General features: G+C 68.9%; 13 protein-coding genes and 1 pseudogene. 9 read left to right on the top strand and 5 right to left on the bottom strand.

Going from position 1 to position 18,180, the window contains the following annotated elements; all coding sequences use genetic code 11:
* Window positions 1-64 precede the first annotated feature (64 nt).
* Window positions 65-1,906, bottom strand: coding sequence for a DUF262 domain-containing protein (locus ACFYZ8_RS14705; RefSeq protein WP_388532630.1), 1,842 nt, complete (start codon window positions 1,904-1,906; stop codon window positions 65-67).
* Window positions 1,907-2,713: 807 nt separating this feature from the next.
* Between ACFYZ8_RS14705 and ACFYZ8_RS14700 the strand changes: the two genes are divergently transcribed.
* The 5 genes from ACFYZ8_RS14700 to ACFYZ8_RS14680 all read left to right on the top strand — a co-directional run bounded on the left by ACFYZ8_RS14700 (window position 2,714) and on the right by ACFYZ8_RS14680 (window position 6,713).
* Entirely contained in the window at window positions 2,714-3,202 is a 489-nt protein-coding gene (locus ACFYZ8_RS14700) for an AAA family ATPase (RefSeq protein ID WP_389049814.1), read from the top strand.
* Between the two features lie 24 nt (window positions 3,203-3,226).
* Window positions 3,227-5,119: a chromosome segregation protein SMC gene (locus tag ACFYZ8_RS14695; protein ID WP_389049812.1), complete on the top strand. Its 1,893-nt coding sequence runs from the start codon at window positions 3,227-3,229 to the stop codon at window positions 5,117-5,119.
* Complete coding sequence (locus ACFYZ8_RS14690; protein WP_388532626.1) at window positions 5,116-5,514, top strand: hypothetical protein; 399 nt, start codon at window positions 5,116-5,118, stop codon at window positions 5,512-5,514. The genes ACFYZ8_RS14695 and ACFYZ8_RS14690 overlap by 4 nt, the downstream gene beginning before the upstream one ends.
* Before the next feature lie 466 nt (window positions 5,515-5,980).
* Window positions 5,981-6,268 carry a type II toxin-antitoxin system Phd/YefM family antitoxin gene (locus ACFYZ8_RS14685; RefSeq protein ID WP_388532624.1) on the top strand — a complete coding sequence of 96 codons (288 nt, stop codon included), beginning with the start codon at window positions 5,981-5,983 and terminating at the stop codon, window positions 6,266-6,268.
* On the top strand, window positions 6,261-6,713 hold the full coding sequence (locus tag ACFYZ8_RS14680) for a PIN domain-containing protein (protein ID WP_388532622.1): 453 nt from the start codon (window positions 6,261-6,263) through the stop codon (window positions 6,711-6,713). The genes ACFYZ8_RS14685 and ACFYZ8_RS14680 overlap by 8 nt, the downstream gene beginning before the upstream one ends.
* A gap of 87 nt (window positions 6,714-6,800) precedes the next feature.
* Here the strand turns inward: ACFYZ8_RS14680 and ACFYZ8_RS14675 are convergent, their stop codons facing one another.
* On the bottom strand, window positions 6,801-9,089 hold the full coding sequence (locus tag ACFYZ8_RS14675) for a DUF2786 domain-containing protein (RefSeq protein ID WP_388532620.1): 2,289 nt from the start codon (window positions 9,087-9,089) through the stop codon (window positions 6,801-6,803).
* 124 nt (window positions 9,090-9,213) lie between these two features.
* On the opposite strand from ACFYZ8_RS14675, the gene ACFYZ8_RS14670 reads away from it, so the two are divergent.
* From ACFYZ8_RS14670 to ACFYZ8_RS14660, 3 genes are read left to right on the top strand one after another with little or no spacing between them, the layout of a single operon-like run.
* A complete protein-coding gene (locus ACFYZ8_RS14670; protein ID WP_388532618.1) occupies window positions 9,214-11,016 on the top strand; it encodes a DUF4357 domain-containing protein in 1,803 nt (600 codons plus the stop codon).
* Complete coding sequence (locus ACFYZ8_RS14665; RefSeq protein ID WP_388532616.1) at window positions 11,013-12,263, top strand: McrC family protein; 1,251 nt, start codon at window positions 11,013-11,015, stop codon at window positions 12,261-12,263. Before ACFYZ8_RS14670 ends, ACFYZ8_RS14665 begins: the two co-directional genes overlap by 4 nt.
* A 40-nt stretch (window positions 12,264-12,303) precedes the next feature.
* Window positions 12,304-14,430 carry a UvrD-helicase domain-containing protein gene (locus ACFYZ8_RS14660; RefSeq protein ID WP_388532614.1) on the top strand — a complete coding sequence of 709 codons (2,127 nt, stop codon included), beginning with the start codon at window positions 12,304-12,306 and terminating at the stop codon, window positions 14,428-14,430.
* 41 nt (window positions 14,431-14,471) lie between these two features.
* Here ACFYZ8_RS14660 and ACFYZ8_RS14655 read toward each other — a convergent pair whose 3' ends face one another.
* The 3 genes and pseudogenes from ACFYZ8_RS14655 to ACFYZ8_RS14645 form a co-directional block, all read right to left on the bottom strand.
* A complete protein-coding gene (locus ACFYZ8_RS14655; RefSeq protein WP_388532612.1) occupies window positions 14,472-16,124 on the bottom strand; it encodes an N-6 DNA methylase in 1,653 nt (550 codons plus the stop codon).
* 123 nt (window positions 16,125-16,247) lie between these two features.
* The gene (locus ACFYZ8_RS14650; protein ID WP_388532610.1) at window positions 16,248-16,433 is read right to left on the bottom strand and encodes a DUF2399 domain-containing protein; all 186 of its coding nucleotides are present in this window, start codon (window positions 16,431-16,433) and stop codon (window positions 16,248-16,250) included.
* Between the two features lie 85 nt (window positions 16,434-16,518).
* Window positions 16,519-16,767: pseudogene (locus ACFYZ8_RS14645) on the bottom strand (hypothetical protein); the annotation flags it as partial.
* Between the two features lie 359 nt (window positions 16,768-17,126).
* On the opposite strand from ACFYZ8_RS14645, the gene ACFYZ8_RS14640 reads away from it, so the two are divergent.
* Window positions 17,127-18,116: an SDR family oxidoreductase gene (locus ACFYZ8_RS14640; protein WP_388532608.1), complete on the top strand. Its 990-nt coding sequence runs from the start codon at window positions 17,127-17,129 to the stop codon at window positions 18,114-18,116.
* Window positions 18,117-18,180 lie beyond the last annotated feature (64 nt).

Raw genomic sequence — 18,180 nt, 5'->3', positions numbered from 1 at the left:
TTCTTAGTGCCTTGCTCCGCAGGTCCTTTTCGTCGACCAAGTCAGCCTGCCTTCTTCTCCAGGGCTACAGCCCCTCGTTCCCGGGATCGGGCTCGTCGTCCGGCACGGTTTGCGCGGCCTCCTGCGTGACGACGGTCGGCTCCTCGTCCGCGCGGGGGTGCACTTCTAGGAGGCTCGCGAGGCGCTGCCGCATACGCTCCCGGCGTGCGTCGTAGAACTCCAGGAACCCTGTCAGATCTTCAGGCAGACCTGTGGCGTCGTACTCCCGCAACCAGCTCTCGCGCTCGGCAACCGACTTGAAGTGCCTTTGAAGCCAGACGGTCGGCAGAGCGTCCTGCTTCGAGTTGTTCTCGGGCCCTCTGAGCAGTTGCAGGTTGGCCGCTCTGTCCGCACGGTCCTCGACCAGAGACAGCGCATCCTCGGGCAGGCCGGCTGCGCGCAGCTTGACCCGAGACCGCAGTACGCTGCGCGGGAAGATGTGGTCTTCCTGGAAGTGATCGCGGGTGTCGACGCCCGGGTACAGCATGGCGAGCATCGGGAACAGGCGTTTCGATCCGTACCTGAGGTCCAGGAGGTCGTCGATTTCCGTGGCCTCAAAACGAAGTGACTTGCCCTGCCGTGCCATTTCACGTTCGATGGCCTCGGTCGGCCAGCCCTGTGCGCCCTCCTTCTCCAGAGTCGCTCGCAGGCCGGTGAGCAGCCGGTCCAGCCCGCTGCCCCACACACCGGACTTCATGAGCGAGCGCTGGAGCCATCGGCGGATCGCCGCGCGGTCGTCCCTGAATGCGTCCGAGGTGCGGTAGTTGTCCGCCAGGTTGCGGCGATGGAGGTAGTAAGCCAGAGGAATGACCACGCTGTTGGCCGTGAGGGTGACACCGGAGAACCCGAAGTCGGCGAGTAGTGCCACGCTGAGGCGAAGAGTCCCCTCGATGTCGGCCCAGTGCTTCTCCAGGTTGGTCATGGTCTCGCGGTCGAAATTGTCCACCTTGAAGCGGATGTCACCCTTGCCCAGCAACACCAGCCCCGTCTTGAGGACGAGGTCCTTACTGAAGGCGAAGCCCTGCCCGATCCCGTTGAGTTCGTCGACAAGCCGGTGGATGGTCTCGCGGGCGTCCCGCTCGGCCCACTGCGCGGTGGCCACTGAAAGCAGGAGGTCGGAGTAGGAGAGGACGGCGCCTCCCGAATTGACCCGGATGAAGATGTTGAGGACCTTGTCGAGTTCCTGCGCTTCCTCGAGGAAGAAGGTCACCGTCGGGGTGACGTGTATGACTTCGTGGAGGCGGGTCAACACGTCGCCGGCGGTGTCGTTGTCCGCGACTCCGTGGCGCCGAAGCGCGCGGATGAGGTCCCCGGCGGTGCGCAGTTCGCGCACATCCTGAACGCGGTACCAGTGGACGTCGCCGGCTTCGGTCCCCGCTGCGGCTTCCTCCTGCGTGAGGAACCGGAAATCGTACTCGACGCCCAGGTCGTCGTCCTGACCACGGTGCAGGAGATTCAGGTAGAGGATCTTCTTCGGGTAGGCGAGTGGGTTGTTCGCCCACATGCGCGGGAGCTTTCCCGTGAACGACCCGCAGAGACCGATGTTCAGAGCCGTCAGTCGTTGCTGACCGTCGAGGATCGCCGTGACGGCCCGGCTGCCGAGCGGACCCGTCGGCGCGCAGTGGGCGTTGTCGCGCTCGTGGTAGTCGCGCATGAAGTCGTAGAAGGCGAAGCGGCCGGCGTTGCCCTCGTGGACCTGCCACATGAGGAACGAGCCGATCGGATATCCACGCATCAGGCTGTCGAACAGCCGCGTGATCTTGTCGCGCGACCAGACGAACTCACGCTGAATAGCCGGCAACACGTACTCTCGGCGATGGATCCTCTCCAGCGCGCTGGCAATCGTGATCGGCGTCTGGAATGACATGCGTCCCCCCACCGGACTCAGGCTTCGCCCACACCGTATCGCCCCGGTCGGAGCCAAGCAGCGAGCAGTGACGATCAGACTTGTTCGGGCGCAACAACGGGTCCAACTCCGTACGCACGAGTTCGGCGTCAGCAGGCGGCAGCGTCAGCGACGCCCTCCTCATGCGAACGGAGTGGATGTGCGCCCGGCCGCGGCCGCGTTCGACCGGACCGCCGCGGCGGAGGTGGAGTCGGCTGCCGATAGCGATCGCAACAAGGTGCTGTCCCAGTTCCCGTTGACGGAGTGGGCGGAGCTGCGCTGAAGCGCCACGGCGTGAGCGCGGCCGCCATCCGCCAACTCCACACCTACAGCAGCGGTTACGCACCCGCCGCCGCCCCGATGGCCGTCATCGTCCATCCATAGCCGGGCAGTCACGCCCAGCGAACCCTGCAAGTACATGGCCCCAAAGGCCTGTTGGCCACGATCCACGTCCTCGGCGTAGATAACCGCACCACGCCCGAGCAGGCGACGGCGTGGATGGGCTCATCACTGCGCTGACCATCACACGCTGCCCAGTCGGCGACGACAGTTCTGGGCAGTGAGGCGGTGCGGAGGCCGGCTCGGTTAATCGTTAACCGAACACACGTCCGTCCCGGGCGTGCGTGTCGAACGCACGTACACACGCACGACCGTCGTGAATTCACATAAGCCTGTTGACATCGCTAACACGCTTCCGTCATGCTCGGATCGACCACGGCTCACCGTCCCCTCGCGTCACCTTGGGCACGCCCGCCGCAGCCACCCAGAGCAACCCGAGGAAGTCGAGCCATGACCGACACCACCAGCCTCCGTGACCTGCTCCTCGCCCGTCTGCCCGGATCAGGGCTCTCCGCCGAGGAGCAGGCCCTGCTGCGCGATCTGCTGCCTGCCGCTCAGCCCCGGAACGGTCGCCGTTCCGGGGCCGTGTACCTGCGGTCCATCACGGCCTCCGGCTGGCGCGGCATTGGGCCTGCCGCCACCGTCCGGCTGAATCCCGGCCCCGGTCTGACGCTGGTGGCGGGCCGCAACGGCTCCGGCAAGTCGAGCTTCGCCGAGGCAGCGGAGATGGCCCTGACGGGCGACAACTTCCGCTGGCAGGGGCGCACTCAGGTATGGAAGAAGGGCTGGCGCAACCTCCACGAGCACTCCGCCCCCGAGGTCGCTGTGGAGCTCTGCTTCGACGCCGGCAGTGACGGGGAGGGCGCCAAGGAGCCCGTGACCGTACGCCGGATCTGGCACGGCGAAGGGCTTGAGGAGTCTCGTACCGTCGTGGAGTAAGCCGGACAGTCCACCGGCGAAGACGTGCACGACGTGATCGACGCCGAGCAACTGTCGCTGTACCGGCCGTTCCTCCCGTACACCCAGCTCGGTGCGGTGATCAACGGGCCGCTGACCACCCTGCACGACGAGATCTCCCGGATCCTCGGCCTCGAACTGCTCAGTGACACCGACGCGGCGGCACGGGCTCGGGCCAAGACCCTCACCGACACCGAGAACGCCGCGAAAGCCCTCACCGCCACCGTGATCCTGGAGTTGTCGGAGGTGGACGACCCGCGGGCCAAGGAGGCGATCACAGCCCTCTCCGGCAGGAGCCCCGACCTGGACGCCGTCCGGGCCCTGTTGAAGGGCCACGGCGCCGCCGACGAGGCGCACCTCGCCCGACTGCGTCGGCTGGCCGATCTGGAGCGCCCGGACCGGCCGTTGATCGCGAAGGCCGTGACCCGGCTGCGCTCGGCGGACGCCGCGGCCGACGACGCACGCCACGGGTCCGCCGAGGATGCCCGGCAGTTGATCAAACTGCTCGACACCGCGCTGGAACACCGCCGCCGCCACCCCGAGGTCTCCGACTGCCCCGTATGCGGCAGCACCGACCTCTTGGACCGCTCCTGGGCGGAACGAACGCGCGCGCAGGTCGAAAGGCTCCAGTCGGAGGCCTCCGAGGCCGAGGCGGCACACCGCGAACTCGTGAACGCGGTGCGGGAGGTGCACGATCTGATGCGTCCGGCCCCTGTGTGGCTCCAGGCCGACGAGCCATCCCTCGCCGCGCTCTGGCGGGATCTGGTCGCCTGCCGCACGGTTCGTGACCCGCGCGAGCTGGCCGACCGTGCGGAACGCGCCGAGGCGGTCCTCGGTGACGCCTGTGATCAGGTCCGTGAAGACGCCCGCCGACGCGTCACGGCGCAGGACGGCCGCTGGCAGCCCGTGGCCGTACGCCTGTCCGCATGGCTGGGGCAGGCGGAGGCCGCGCAGGCGGCGAAGCCCGCCCGCAAGCAGGTCAAGGCCGTACGTGACTGGGTGCGGGCGCTCACCGACGAGTTGCGGGACGCCCGGTTCAAGCCGTTCGCCGACCAGTCCGGGCAGATCTGGCGGCTGTTGTGCGAACGCAGCAGCGTCTCGCTGGGTGCGATCGGGCTCACGGGTGTCGGTCCGCAGCGGCAGGTCAGCCTCCCCGTCTCCGTGGACGATGCCGACGCGCCCGCCTTCGGCGTGATGAGCCAGGGCGAACTGCACTCACTCGCCCTCTCCCTGTTCATTCCGCGCGCCACCCACCAGGACAGCCCCTTCGGCTTCCTGGTCATCGACGACCCGGTGCAGTCCATGGACCCGGAGAAGGTCGACGGCCTGGCCAAGGTCCTCGACCTGTACGCGCAGCACCGGCAGGTCGTCGTCTTCACCCACGACACCCGGCTCGAAGAGGCCGTCCAACGCCTCGGGCTGAGGGCGACGGTCATGCGGGTATCCCGGCAGACCGACTCGGTCGTTCACGTCTCCTCCGTCAGCGACCCGGTGAGCCAGGCCCTGGCGGAGGCACGGGCCATCGCGCTCGATCCGCACCTGCCGCCGGAAGTCGCCGACCGGGTGCTCCCCTCGATGTGCCGTCTGGCGCTGGAGGCCGCCTACCAGAACACCGCGCGGCGGGCCCTGCGCGAGGCCGGCGTCGGCCAGCGCGACGTCCAGGAGCGGGTCACCCGGCCAGGGCCCCTCACCGGCCTCGCGGCCCTCGCAATGGGCATGCGGGGCAAGGAGGGGCGCGACGTGCTGGACGCCGTCGCCCGTGACCACGGCCCGTGGGCCCGGGAGTTGATCCAGGGGTTGAACCAGGCGTCACACCAGGCACCGACCACGCCCGTCGGTGACCGACTGGCCCTGGTCGACCGTACGAAGCGCCTCGCCAAGGAGGTGCTGGCCCGATGACGACTCCCGGGCGCTCCACCCGCGTTCTCCCCACGAACGAACTCCTGGCGGCCGCAGACCAATTGCTCAATCCCCCGGACGACACCACGCTCTCCCCCGGTGTCCGGGCGCGCGCCGCGGCCACCCTGCTCCGGCTGGCCCTCGACGAGACCCTCGACGCGTTTTGGCGGTCGGTAAGCCCTCGCATGACCCGCAGCACCGGCCGCACCCGCATGCTCTGCCTGCAGTGGTACGCCAGTCCCTCGGTCGCGCGCCAGTGGTACACCGTCTGGTCCGGCCTGAGCGCCGCCTGTCACTACCACACGTACGACCTGCCCCCTACGCCCGCCGAGGTACGGGCCTGGCACCTGGACGTGAGTGAACTGCTTCGCGTCCTGGCCGCCGCCACCGCCTGAACCACGCCGCCGTCTCCCGTACACGTGAGGAGCAGCACGATGGACACCCGCCGCTACCGCATGGTGGTCACCAGCCGGACCGACTGCGTGCGGACCTGTGCACTCGTCGACGAGCAGCTGCGCCACTGGCTCGCCCAACCGCTACAACGTCGACGCCTTCGCCGAGGGCCGCAACGAGATAGCGCGCGGAGGTCAGCGGTCCCGGCTCCGACGGCCGCAGCCGCTGGCGCTCCTCCTGCCCCCGGACGAACCCGGAACTCCACAGCCGGTTGGTCCGGCGCACTCCACACCGGGGAGCCCCATGCCGCACGCGAAGGAAGACACCTGCGAGGTCCAGACGGCGTCTCCGGCGGAGCAGGGGCGCTGGTCAATGACCTGACGGAGGAGGACCCGCGTATTCCCCCACCCCGGTGCCGAACAGTGGCCGCGCACTGCAGCCATGTAGAACGAGTAGTACATTGGACGAATGAGTGACAGCGCGGAGGTCCCGCTCAGGGAGCTCAACCAGCAGACATCGCGTGTCCTGGCCCGAGTCGCCGCAGGGGAGACGGTGACCATCACCAAGGACGGCGTCCCCATAGGAGACATCGTGCCCCGCGGTGCACTGATGGGCCGGCCCGCGTACCCGTTCCGCACCGACCCCATGGGCGACCTGGACATCCCGGACCTGGGCGGGCCCGTGCTCGACGACGAGGAGATCGAGGCGACGCTACGGGGTATGGGCGAAAATCTGGGCGAGGGGACCGATGACTGACATCCCAGTCGCGATCGCCGACACGAACGCCCTGTACCGGCTGTTCACGCCTAAGGACCCCCGCCACTCCGCTCACCGGGAAGCTCTCGCACGAACGGGGCACCTCGTGGTCTCACCCATGGTGCTCACCGAACTGGACTACCTGTTGACCTCACGAGTCGGCACCAAGGCCGCCATGAACGCGCTGGACTTCATCACCGGCCAGGCGGAGGCCCGCCGGTTCGAGATCCCCGACATCGCACCGCATCTGAGAAGTGCCATGGCGGTGATGCGCGGGTACGTCGACGCGAACGGGGGTGCGGGAGTGGGTCTGGCGGACGCGATGAACGTCGCCCTGGCTGCGGCCTTCCAGACGGCCGATATCTTCACGACGGACGGCCACTTTCGCATAATGCGACCACTGACCGGGCAGCCCTCCTTCCGGCTGCTCCCCGACGACGTCTGACGGCCGATTGAGCGGCGAGACTGTGGGCCGGGTGTCTCCCCCGGCCCACACCCCTCTTGGTCACCGCTCAACACGTGGATGGATTCATTACGCGAGTTGCGCGGCCTGGCCCTCTTCGTCGAAGGCCGGACCACCGATGTCGGCATCCCGCCCGTCGGCGACCCCTTGCCAGTAGCCGGTGCCCTTGAACTTCGTCGGACGGGTCTTGTTCAGCTTCGGGTACTGGGCGGCGAGGCGTGCCTCGACCACCGTCGTCCGGTCGGCCAGAACCAGGGCCACGCTGCGGCCGCCCGCTCCCTTGCCGTCCATTTCGCCTCCCTGCTCGGCGGCTGCCCTCGCGGCCTTCTGGGCGGCACCGATCCGTGCGGTCACCTCCCGGATGAAGCCGAGCATCCAGGAACGCTTGTAGGCGCGCGCGTCCTCACCCAGCGGACGGTGCAGACGGTCCGCGCGGTCCGCCCCGTCGAGCATCTGCAGACGCAGGCTCGCGAACAGCACCTCGGTTGCCTGTATGTCGGCCTCGAAACCGAAGAGGTGCACTCGGTGCCGGTTGTCCTTGCCCCCCGGGTACACGGACCGGCAGCGCATCTCATAGCCGATCCGGCTGAGAAGTCGCCTCGCCTCCTTGACATAGGGAGGATGCAGATCGACGATCCGGTCCACCGGTCGGCCCGGTTCGGAGACGTCGTCGAGCATGGCCTGCTCGATGCCGTACTTGGCCATGAGTTCGGTGGCCTTGTCGAGGTAGACGCGGGCCTCCTCCTCGGTGGCGGCCTCGTTCTCCGCCTTCCTCAGCAACGCCTTGACCTTGCTGAGGAGCGCGGCCGGCAGCCCTTCACCCGCGGCTCGGGTAGAGGGGTCGGGCGAGGGGCGGTCTTGGGACCTCGAACGGGCGTCCGCCGCGTCGCTGCCGTCCGTGCTGTCGTCATCCTCACGGGCCATCATGTCGGCCAGGTCTTCCGGATCGGGGACCAATTCCGACAGTGCAGCGAGCGCCCAGCGGCGCCAGGCGCCGGTGTCGTCCGCACGAAGGCGCGCGCGCACCGATCGAAGCCGCTGGAAACTCCCGTCGGCCCTCGGGACGATGAACTCCAGTCGAGCGTGGCCGAGTTGGGCAACCGCCAGCAGAGCGCACAGGTCGAACACGCTGTCCGCGTCATAGCGGATCTCGACGCCGGGCTCCGGGTACCACTCCTCCGACTCGGCCCACAGGTCGTCGAAGAGGCCGAAGGCCTCACCCGGTTCCTCCACGCCGGTCCTGACTCGGACCACGGATGCCGACGGTTGCCCGGAGTAGGCCAGGGCTGCCGCCCTCTCCTCCCTGGAGCCGATGACGTGGTACCAGACCGGGACCGAGCCCGCCATGCCGTGCCAGGTCGCATCGCCCCGTTCATGGCGTTCGCCTGCCTGCCGCTCGACGTCCGTACTCAGCCGCTCGTCGCACCAGGCTTCCTCGCCGGGCTGCACCTGCGCGTCCAGGAAAGCGTCCAGGTAGTCGGCGGCGGAACGTCGTGCCCCGTTCCTGCTGTCGCTCAGAAGGGCTCGCTCGCACGGGGAGAGAGCGTCGATCACCGGCTGCAGCACGAGCGACATGTACCGCTTGACCGCCTCCGACAACTCCGCGAGGAAGGCCCGCGTCGACTCGGAGCCCGCGGTCTGGTGCCTACGACGCCACGCTTCGAGATGCTCGACGCGCGCCTGCTGCTCGGCCAGCCACCCCAGGTGCCCGGCACCCTGTAATTGCTCCTCGCGCAGCAGCACGGCGTCCTGGACTGCGGCGGCCGTGGCGGGCGCCATGAGAACGGCCTGTGTTAGGAGCGCCAGCGGTTCGGGCTCGCGGGCGAAGAACTCGGCCGGTGTGACGAGCGCGCGGCCGTGTCTGCGTGGCGCACTCTCGGGACGGTCGATGTCACCGTTCCACGGAACATCCGCCGACCAGCGCGACCGCCACTCCGCGAAGTCGCGTTCCGGGTCACCGGTGCGAGGCTGACTCCGCCTCCACCACCAGAGCAGCATCTCCTCCCACCCCTCGGCGTTCCACGACCAGAGCGCGGGCTCGCCGCTCGACGCGAGACGCGACCGGAGTTCGCGTACCGCTCCCGCCAAGTCGTGAAGATGCCCGCCAGGGACAAGCCGCTCCAGCCAGCTGACACTCTCGGCCACAGACTGGGCCCGCGCCTCGTCCGCCGCCACCCTCGCCAGCGTCACCGCCGCGACCAAGCGCTGATCTCCGAGGTCGGAGGGAAGCACCTTGCACAGGCGGGCCCCGGCCTCCTCCATCACATCGGCGAGGTCCCCGACCCTCGTCTCCAGCCATTCCGCGCGCCCCCGCCGAAAACCACTCTCCGACGCCCCTTCCCTGCTGTTGTCCGTCATGTGATCCCCTCCCTTGGTCGAATGCACATCCTAGGAAGCGGGGAACCACTGTCCGCAGACGGTCTGTCAGTGGCTCGCGCTACGCTGCAGGCAAGATCGGACCAGTGGTGTGAGGTGCAGGTTCATGGCCGACGAGTACCCGGAGTTCCTGCTGACCCTGCCCAACGGGGGGCCGCAGGCCCGGGGGCGGGTGTTGCCCGAGAAGGGGATGAACGGAAGTCTGAAGTTCCTCGTCCTCGCCGGCTCACCCGTGCAACCCGAGGAGACCCCCGGCATCCCGCCGTACCCCGCGGCCCAACGGGAGCGGCTGGTGGCGGACGGCGGTATCCGCAGGGAGTCGGGCCGGTGGCCGGATCACTGGGAGACGACACGGGACATCGAGTGCAACTCCCCCTCCGCTGCCGCCTCCGTGGTGGCAGGGCGCAGCACGGACGGCTTGGCGCAATGGCGCACGGAGGAAGGTTTCCCGCTCGTCGACTACCTCGGGAGCTCGTGGCGCACCGCGCACAAGACCTGGCTGGTGCGCGGCTCGAACGTGTCCGGGCGCGACCTGGTGAAGCGACTGTGGGTACCCGAGGGGTGGGTGACGCTCTCGGCCACGCATCTGCCGCAGGTGGACGAGGCGGACCCCACCAAGAGCATGCTGCGGCAGTACGTACAGGAGGGGTACGACGCCACCACCTCGTACAGCCAGAAGCAGGCCATGGTCGACGAGCTGCACTGCTTCCTGACCCAGATGCGGCTGGGTGACACCCTCTGCGCCATCTCCGACGGGCAGTTGTACGTGGGCACGGTCACCGGTGAGGCCGAGCAGGTCGAGTCCGAGGGTGGGCTGTCCAATCTGCGCCGGAGGGCCAGGTGGAGGTCCGCCGGAGTCCCGTACGACGAGTTGCCGGAGGCCCTCCAGCAGAAGCTTTCGATCCAGCACGACGTCGTCGACCTGACCCCCGTCCAGGCCCTCGTCGAAGGGCTGGGCCGGAGCGACGAAGAGCTGACGGAGGAAGCCGCGGCCATAGACCGGGACCCGAGCGTCGAGATCCCGGCCATCGTCGCCCGTCGTGAGCTCGAGCTACCCGATCCTACGGACGAACTGGCGGACGAGCTCCTCGTGCACGACGCCTCATGGCTGCGGGAGGTGCGTGATCTGCTCGCGGACGAGCGGCAGTTGGTGCTGTACGGACCCCCCGGCACGGGAAAGACCTTTCTCGCGCTGAAACTGGCCGAGTTCCTGGGCGGCGGGCCGGAGCAGGTCAAGCTTGTCCAGTTCCACCCTTCGTACGCCTACGAGGACTTCTTCGAGGGATTCCGGCCCCAAGAGGACCCGCAGACCAGGGAAGTCGCCTTCCGGCTCACCGCGGGTCCGCTGCGCGAACTCGCTGATCTGGCCTCGCGCGAAGGCAACCGGCACATCCCGCACTTTCTGATCATCGACGAGATCAACCGGGCCAACCTGGCGAAGGTCTTCGGCGAGTTGTACTTCCTGCTGGAGTACCGCAACAAGTCGGTGCGGCTCACCTACTCCGGCGACGACTTCGCGCTGCCGCCGAACCTGTTCGTGATCGGCACGATGAACACCGCCGATCGGTCCATCGCCCTCGTGGACGCTGCGATGCGCCGCCGCTTCGCCTTCGTCGAACTGTCGCCGCGTACGGAGCCCACACGTGGTCTGCTGCGCCGCTGGCTGGCCAGGGAGGGCAAGAACGCGGAGCCCGCGGACCTGCTCGATGCGCTCAACTCGCGCATCGACGAAGCCGACTTCCGCATCGGGCCCTCGTACCTGATGAAGAAGGGCGTCTACCGGGAGGGCGGCCTGGAGCGGACCTGGCGGACGAAGATCCTGCCCCTGCTGGAGGAACATCACTACGGCGAGGGCCTGGACATCGAGAAGCGGTACGGGCTGGCCGCGCTGCGGGAGTCGCAGGGGTGACGTCCGCAGAGGACGCCGTGCGGTCCGTCGAACTGGTCGAGCACGCGAAGGCGACGCGTCTCGCCCTGCCAGACGCCGTCGGCCGTGCCCTCGCCGCCTCAGGCGTCGTGGACGCGGCCCCCGACCCGTACACGCCCGGGTTCTGGTCGCTGAGGGCCGGCAGCAGGGTCGGGGCCGTGGCCGTCACGGCACCGGGCTGCAGCACACCGGTCACCGTACGCGTCACACCCAAGGTGCCCATCGTCCGGCTCTTCTTCCTGCTCGGCTACAGCCTCGATCCGACGAGGAGTTGGCGAGACCGCGAGGTCGACGTCGCCGAGCACCGGGACCTGCTGCCCGCGCTCGCCCACGCCGTGGAGCGGCAGGTGGACCGGGCCCTGCAACAGGGCCTGTTGCAGGGGTACCGGGCGACCGAGGAGTCCGCCCTCGTCATCCGCGGCCGGATCAGGGAGGCCGAACAGATCAGGCGGCGCTTCGGGGCCATGCTGCCGATCGAGGTGGCGTATGACGAGTTCACCACCGACATCGCGGAGAACCGCATCCTGGGCACCGCGGTCGAGCGGCTCCTGCGCCTTCCCGGCGTGCCGCGCGACGTGCGCCGCCGGCTGCTGCACCAGCGCGCCCGACTGACCGACGTCACGGCGATCGTGCGGGGACAGCCGATCCCCGAATGGCGTCCGACCCGCCTCAACTCCCGCTACCACCAGGCCCTGCGACTCGCATGCGTCGTCCTGGACGGCGCCTCCGCCGAGCACGCCCCCGGCGATCTGCGCATCGACGGCTTCCTCTTCGACATGAACAAGCTCTTCGAGGACTTCGTGACGATCGCCCTGCGCGAGACCTTCCGGGAGCGGGGCCGGGGCCGGATCCCGGGTGGCCACACCGTCCGCCTTCAGGACCCGCACCACCTGGACGAGGCCGCGGCGATCCGTATGAGACCGGACTTCGTGCTGTACGGGCCAGACGGCGTCCCGTGCGCGGTCGTGGACGCCAAGTACAAGGCCGAGCGGCCGGGCGGCTATCCGGGCGCCGACGTCTACCAGATGCTGGCATACTGCACGGCCCTCGGCCTGCGCGAGGGCCATCTCGTGTACGCCAAGGGGAATGCCCCGCACGCCGCGCACCAGGTGCGCCACGCAGGCGTCGTCATCCATCAGCACGCCCTCGACCTGGATCAGGAACCCGCAGGACTGCTCACAGCCGTCGAGGGACTGGCCCAGCGGCTGGTGAACACCGCGCGCGTATGATCGACTGCGGAGTGTCCGTCCAGGGTGGGGAGTTCACCTCGTGCCGCAGCTCGCGTTCGCCAACAGTTTCTGGGAGAGCTACGACTCCCTTGAGAAGCCCGTCAAGGCCGGCGTACGCAAGGCGATGCAGAAGTTCCAGCTCCTCTCCGTACCCGAACTGCACGCGGACAAAGGGCTCCACCTGGAGTCGGTGCACAACGCGCAGGACACCCGTATGCGGACCATCCGCATCAACGACTTCTGGCGCGGTGTCGTCCTCGCCCCGGACGACGGCAGTGACGTGTTCCTGCTCGTCAACGTCGTACGGCATGACGACGCGTACAGTTGGGCGGCCAAACGGCTGTACACGACGAACTCCGCGACGCGCGCGCTCGAAGTCCGCAACGTGGTCGCCCTCGAGCAGCTGACTCCGGCGCTGGAGAAGGCGGCTGCCGCCGCCGATTCCCTGCTCTTCGCGAAGTATTCGGACAGTGTTCTGCGCCATCTCGGCATCGACGACCAGGTGTTGCGTGCGGTGAGGACCATCGTCGACAAGGCGCAGCTCAAGGCCTTTGAAACCCTGCTGCCGGAGGACCAGTGTGAGGTGCTCCAGTACCTCGCCGAGGGATTCGGCCCCGACGAGGTGTACCGGGACGTGGTCGCCGTCCGCCGTCCGGTCGACGCGGGCCCCGACCCCGACGAGAGCCTCGCCGTCGCCATCGCCAACACCAAAAGCCGCATCACCCTGGTCAGGGGCCCCGAAGAGCTTGCGGAGGTCCTGGAGAAGCCGTTCACTGCCTGGCGGGTGTTCCTTCATCCTTCGCAGCGCCGGGTCGCCTACCGGGTGTCCTTCGGCGGCCCGGTTCAGATCACGGGCGGTCCCGGCACCGGTAAGACGGTCGCGGCCCTGCACCGCGTCAAGCATCTCCTCACCCGCGCGGCCGACACCCGGATCCTGCTGACCACCTACACCAACGCGCTGGCCGGCTCACTGCGCGAGGACCTCTCCCTGCTCCTCGACGGTGACGACTCACTGCTCGGCCGCGTCGATGTGACGACGGTCAACGCCTACGCACACGGCGTCGTGACGCGCCTCGACAGCAAGTCCCCCTCCCCCGTCAATGACCGGGAGGAACGACAGCTGTGGCAGCGTGTGGTCAAACAGCTGGGCCTGCCGTGGACGGAGCAGTTCCTGGCTCAGGAGTACCGCCATGTCATCCTCGCCCAGGACCTGCGCACCGCCGACGCCTACCGCACCGCCCTGCGACGCGGGCGCGGAAGCGCGCTGCCGTCGGCGCGACGCGACCAGCTGTGGGCGGGCGTCGAGCTGTTCGAGTCGATGCTGAGCACCCAGAAGGCCACCACGCATCTGAAGGTGTGCGCACGTGCGGCCGATCTCCTGGCCGGATCGGCGCCCACGCACGACCACGTCGTGGTCGACGAGGCACAGGATCTGCACCCCGCCCAGTGGCGTGTGCTGCGCGGCGCGGTCGCACCCGGCAGTGACGACCTGTTCATCACGGGGGACCCGCATCAGCGCATCTACGACTCGAAGGTGTCGCTCGGCTCCCTGGGCATCTCGGTGACCGGTCGCACCCACCGTCTCCGCATCAACTACCGGTCGACGGAGGAGATCCTGATCTGGTCGACCGGTCTCCTCAGCCCGGTGTCGGTCGACGACCTGGGCGGCGAGGGCTACGACAACCTCACCGGTTACCGCTCACTGCTGCACGGCCGGCAGCCTCATGTCGCCGGGTACGGCTCCGAGCAGGCGGAGGTGGCAGCTCTCGTCGAACGTGTCGAGGACTGGATCGCACAGGGCATCCGGCCGTCGGAGATAGGCGTGTGCGCCCGCTTCAACGTGCTGCTCGACAAGGCGTACGACAAGCTGGTGGCGGCCGGGATCCCGGTGGTCCGGGTCAGGGACAACCCGGGGCCCGGCATGGACGGGGTGCGGCTTGCCACCATGCACGCGATGAAGGGACTGGAGTTCCGCTGCGTCACCGTCCTGGGCGTGACGGCGAGCGCGGTTCCGTTCGCCCGCGAGGTGACACCCGCCTCCGTGGACGCGCTGCAGCATGAGTCGGATCTGCTGCGGGAGCGGTGCCTGCTGTTCGTCGCGTGCACGCGTGCTCGGGAGGCGTTGGCCGTGACGTGGAGCGGCTCGGCCAGTTCGTTCGTGCCGTAACCACTTCGGCGTGACCGGGCCCGGCGAGGTGACGCTCCCCGTCAGTTCTCCGGGGCGAGTGCGCCGTTGCCGAGACCGTCCCTGGCCAGAATCGCCGCCTCCCGGCTCAGTTCCGCCACTCTGCGCGCTCGCTCCTCGAACTCCTGAAGCGCGCGGAACGCCGCCCCGTACCGCCGTTGTTCGGTGATGTCCATCTGCGGGATGCGGGCACCCTTGCCGTCAAGGCGGAAGGTGCCGCTGGTGCTCGTGGAGCGCCGGGTGTTGGCCATGCTGCGCAGGAATCCCTGGAGGTAGTCGGTGTCGAGCTGGTCGCTGATCGAGACCGGTTCCGGATCGCCGTACTCGACGAGCCCTGCGCGCGCGAGATCGGCGACGCTGACGGTGGGCCCGTCGAGCGAGCTGGGGCCGTCGCCCGCGACCAACGCCGGCAGCAACTCCGCCAGGAGCCTCACCTGTTCGGTCAACTGCCCTCGCAGACTCTGATATTCGACTGCGTAGTCGCGATTCGAATCATCGACATGACGGCCGGGTGTGAGGTCCACAGCATCGTCAAGCAGGTCGATCAGGGGAACTTCCGCCATCTGCTCGGGGGCCGGTTCCAGTGAACCGTCCGGATCGCCCGCCGCCAGATCGACCATGCGGACGCTGGTGACGGCATCCTTCGGGGTCAGCGGGCGACGCAACTGCCAGAGGTGGACGGGAAGGGCATGCGAGGCCGCGGTACCGGACGGCAGGGCGGTGATCTGGGTGAGGACGCCCCGTCGTACGAGCTCGGCGCGGATACGGCGGCCCGCCTTGCGATAGGCGACCGAGGCGGGCAGAACCATGAGAACTCGACCGCCTGGCGCGGTGTGCGCATAGGCGTGCTGGAGCCAGGCGAGTTCGCCTTCGGCCCGGGACGGCGTGCCGAACTCCCAGCGTGAGTCGAGCAGCAGATCCTCACGCCCCCAGTCGGATTCTCCGACCGGGGGATCACAGACGACCAGGTCGGCCTTGAGGTCCGTCCAGTGGTCGTCACGCAGGGAGTCCCCCCTGACGATGTCGACACCGGTGTGCCCAGTAAGGTCGGCTCTCAGTTGGGCGAGCGTGGCGCTGCGGGGGTCGGACTCCTGCCCGCGGCGCCTGGGGCCTTGCTGCGGACCAATGGCGAGCAGGAGTGAGCCGATACCGCAGGCCGGGTCGAAGAGGGTCGCGTCAGGTGCCACCTCACCGGCGAAGTAGCGTACGGCACGGATGACCCGCGACGAGGTCACCTGGTCCGATCCGCTCCGGCGTACGGAGTCGGTGAAGCGCTCCGCGAGGATGCTCACCACCTCTGCCGCACCATCGCTCTCCGCCAGGTTCCGCACGAGCCGAGCGATGTCCACCGGAAGCTCCTGAGGTGCCTCCTTCTCGGTGAGAAGGAGGGCGACGTGGACGAGCCCACCGAGCATGTCGTCCCCGTAGACTCCGCGCAGCGCCTGCCACAGCTGCACCTCTACGGAGACTTCCTGCCCCTTGCGCTGCTTGTCCAGCCAGGTCCGGACCTCCGACAGGTCGAACAGCGGACTGTTGGCACCCCCGCCGCGAGGCGTGGGGAAGTCGTCGTAACGCCGCCGCCAGTTCGAGACGGCGGCACGGGTGACGCCCGCCAGTCTGGCGATCTCAGAGCCGGTCACCAGCGAGCCGGCCTGCGGGGCGGGAGTGTCCGTCATACGGGCAACCGTACACAGGGTCCACGCCGCTATCAACGTTGCATTTGTTGACGCCGCTAACGAAGCATGGCGGGACGAACCACGTATACCCGCAGCAGCCGGTCCGTCGTCCAGCGGAGCCTTTCACCCGAGGGCACCCAGGAGAAGATCCAGCGCCGCCTCCTCATGCAGGGCGATGCCCAGGGCGTTCATGGCAGGGGCCGGCTCCGCCTCCCACACTGCCTCGGCCGGCGGTCCGGCGAGGGCGATCTGTGGTGTGCCGTGAACCTCCGTGCGGGTCGCGAGGTACTCGTAGTCGGCCGCTTGCATCCGCCAAAGTTCGGCACCGTACGCTGCGTGATCCGGTTGGCCAGGCGATGCCGGGCCAGTGGAAGTCGCCGTGGTAGGCGAATGTGCTGCCGGTCGCCGGCAGTGCGTCCAGGAGCGTGAGGACGACCGTCGTGGCGCGCCACTGCCGATCAGGCGTTCGCTGGCGAGAACGAAGTCGAGGTCCAGGTCCACCAGGATGCGGCCGAGGCCTTGCGGGCGCCGTTCTTGCCGCGCAGCAGCAAGCCCCCTCGCCGACGGCCGCTCGCGCGGTGCGTCGCAAGAACTGGCTCGTCTCTCTTCCAGTCCCTCCCGGTGGCGGCAAAAGCCGCTTCACCGTCGCGGATCCCAGTACTGACGCTGACTAAATGCTGACCGAAACGCGACCGCCACCCGCCCGACCTGGGTATATGGCCAGACGTTAGATCTTGGACTTGAACATGGTCCGCAACATGAGGAAACTCCCGATTCGTCAGCTCCCTGCCCGCTTGGCGCGGGTCAAGGGCGATCCGGAGACTACAACGATCCGCCTGCCCGGTCAGCCGCCGTCGGGTGTTCCGGGGCTCACACGACGTGTCCACCGGCGGGCCGCGTCGACCGGCTCGGCCGTGGCTCGCTCGGTTCGGTGGCAGGCGGGTACCCGGGCCGCCACGGAGGCGGGCGCGGGCCCGGCTCGGCAGAGCTGAGGAGGCAGGTATGGGACTGCGCGATCACGTGGTCGTGGTGACCGGAGCGTCCAGCGGCATCGGGCGGGCCACCGCCGAGGCCTTCGCCCGCAAGGGCTGCGCCGTGGTGCTGGCCGCGCGGCGCGAGGAGGCGCTGGAGGCGGCGGCACGGGAGTGCGAGAAGCATCGCGGGGCACGGACGCTGGTCGTGCCGACGGACATGACGAACGCGGGGGCGGTCGAGGACCTCGCGCGGCGGGCGGTGGCGGAGTTCGGCCGGATCGACGTCTGGGTGAACAACGCGGCCGTCAACGCCTTCGGCCGCTTCGAGGACGTACCGCTGGAGGACTTCCGCAAGGTCCTCGACGTCAACGTGATGGGTTACGTGCACGGGGCACGGTCCGCGCTGCCGGTCATGCGGGAGCAGGGGGCGGGCACGCTGATCAACATCTCGTCCATCGTGGGTGCCGTGTCCCAGCCGTACAGCCACCCTTACAGCATGTCCAAGCACGCCGTGCAAGGGCTCGGTTCGAGCCTGCGGCAGCAGCTGCGGGTGGAGGGGGTGAAGGGCGTCCACGTGTGCACGGTGATGCCCGCGACCATCGACACCCCGCACTTCCAGCAGGCGGCCAACTACACCGGCCTCAAGATCGTGGCCATGCCTCCGGTCTACACCCCGGAACGGGTCGCCCGGGCGGTCGTGGACCTCGTCCGTCATCCCCGTCGCGAGGTGGTGGTCGGTCCGGCCGGCCGTGCTCTGGTACGCCAGTCCCGGATGGCGCCCGGGCTCGCGGAGCGGGCCATGGCCCGGCAGACGGACAAGGGGCACCTCGATCACGGCCAGGAGGCCCCGGCCACCCACGGAGCGCTGCACGTACCGGCCTCCGGGGAGGGTGCCGTGCACGGCGGCTGGCACGGGCGGCGACGCACCGCACTGCGCAGGACCGCCGTCGCCGCCGCGCTTGCCGGAGCGGCCGTGACCGCCGGGCGCGGGATCATTCGTGGCGCGGCGGCCGCCTGACGGGTGCCCCCGGGTACCGCGGCTGCCCGCCCGGTGCGACACCGGGCGGGCAGCCGGCGTCGGA

The sequence above is a fragment of the Streptomyces sp. NPDC001668 genome (assembly GCF_042893155.1).
Taxonomy (GTDB): domain Bacteria; phylum Actinomycetota; class Actinomycetes; order Streptomycetales; family Streptomycetaceae; genus Streptomyces.
The sequence above is the reverse complement of the archived record's forward strand: the minus strand, read 5'-3'. Positions and strand labels throughout refer to the sequence as shown.

Excerpts from the sequence above, each read along its gene's own strand:
- ACFYZ8_RS14705 (WP_388532630.1), bottom strand. The coding sequence starts at position 1,906 with ATGTCATTCCAGACGCCGATCACGATTGCCAGCGCGCTGGAGAGGATC.
- ACFYZ8_RS14700 (WP_389049814.1), top strand. The coding sequence starts at position 2,714 with ATGACCGACACCACCAGCCTCCGTGACCTGCTCCTCGCCCGTCTGCCC.
- ACFYZ8_RS14690 (WP_388532626.1), top strand. The coding sequence starts at position 5,116 with ATGACGACTCCCGGGCGCTCCACCCGCGTTCTCCCCACGAACGAACTC.
- ACFYZ8_RS14685 (WP_388532624.1), top strand. The coding sequence starts at position 5,981 with ATGAGTGACAGCGCGGAGGTCCCGCTCAGGGAGCTCAACCAGCAGACA.
- ACFYZ8_RS14680 (WP_388532622.1), top strand. The coding sequence starts at position 6,261 with ATGACTGACATCCCAGTCGCGATCGCCGACACGAACGCCCTGTACCGG.
- ACFYZ8_RS14675 (WP_388532620.1), bottom strand. The coding sequence starts at position 9,089 with ATGACGGACAACAGCAGGGAAGGGGCGTCGGAGAGTGGTTTTCGGCGG.
- ACFYZ8_RS14670 (WP_388532618.1), top strand. The coding sequence starts at position 9,214 with ATGGCCGACGAGTACCCGGAGTTCCTGCTGACCCTGCCCAACGGGGGG.
- ACFYZ8_RS14655 (WP_388532612.1), bottom strand. The coding sequence starts at position 16,124 with ATGACGGACACTCCCGCCCCGCAGGCCGGCTCGCTGGTGACCGGCTCT.
- ACFYZ8_RS14650 (WP_388532610.1), bottom strand. The coding sequence starts at position 16,433 with ATGCAAGCGGCCGACTACGAGTACCTCGCGACCCGCACGGAGGTTCAC.
- ACFYZ8_RS14640 (WP_388532608.1), top strand. The coding sequence starts at position 17,127 with ATGGGACTGCGCGATCACGTGGTCGTGGTGACCGGAGCGTCCAGCGGC.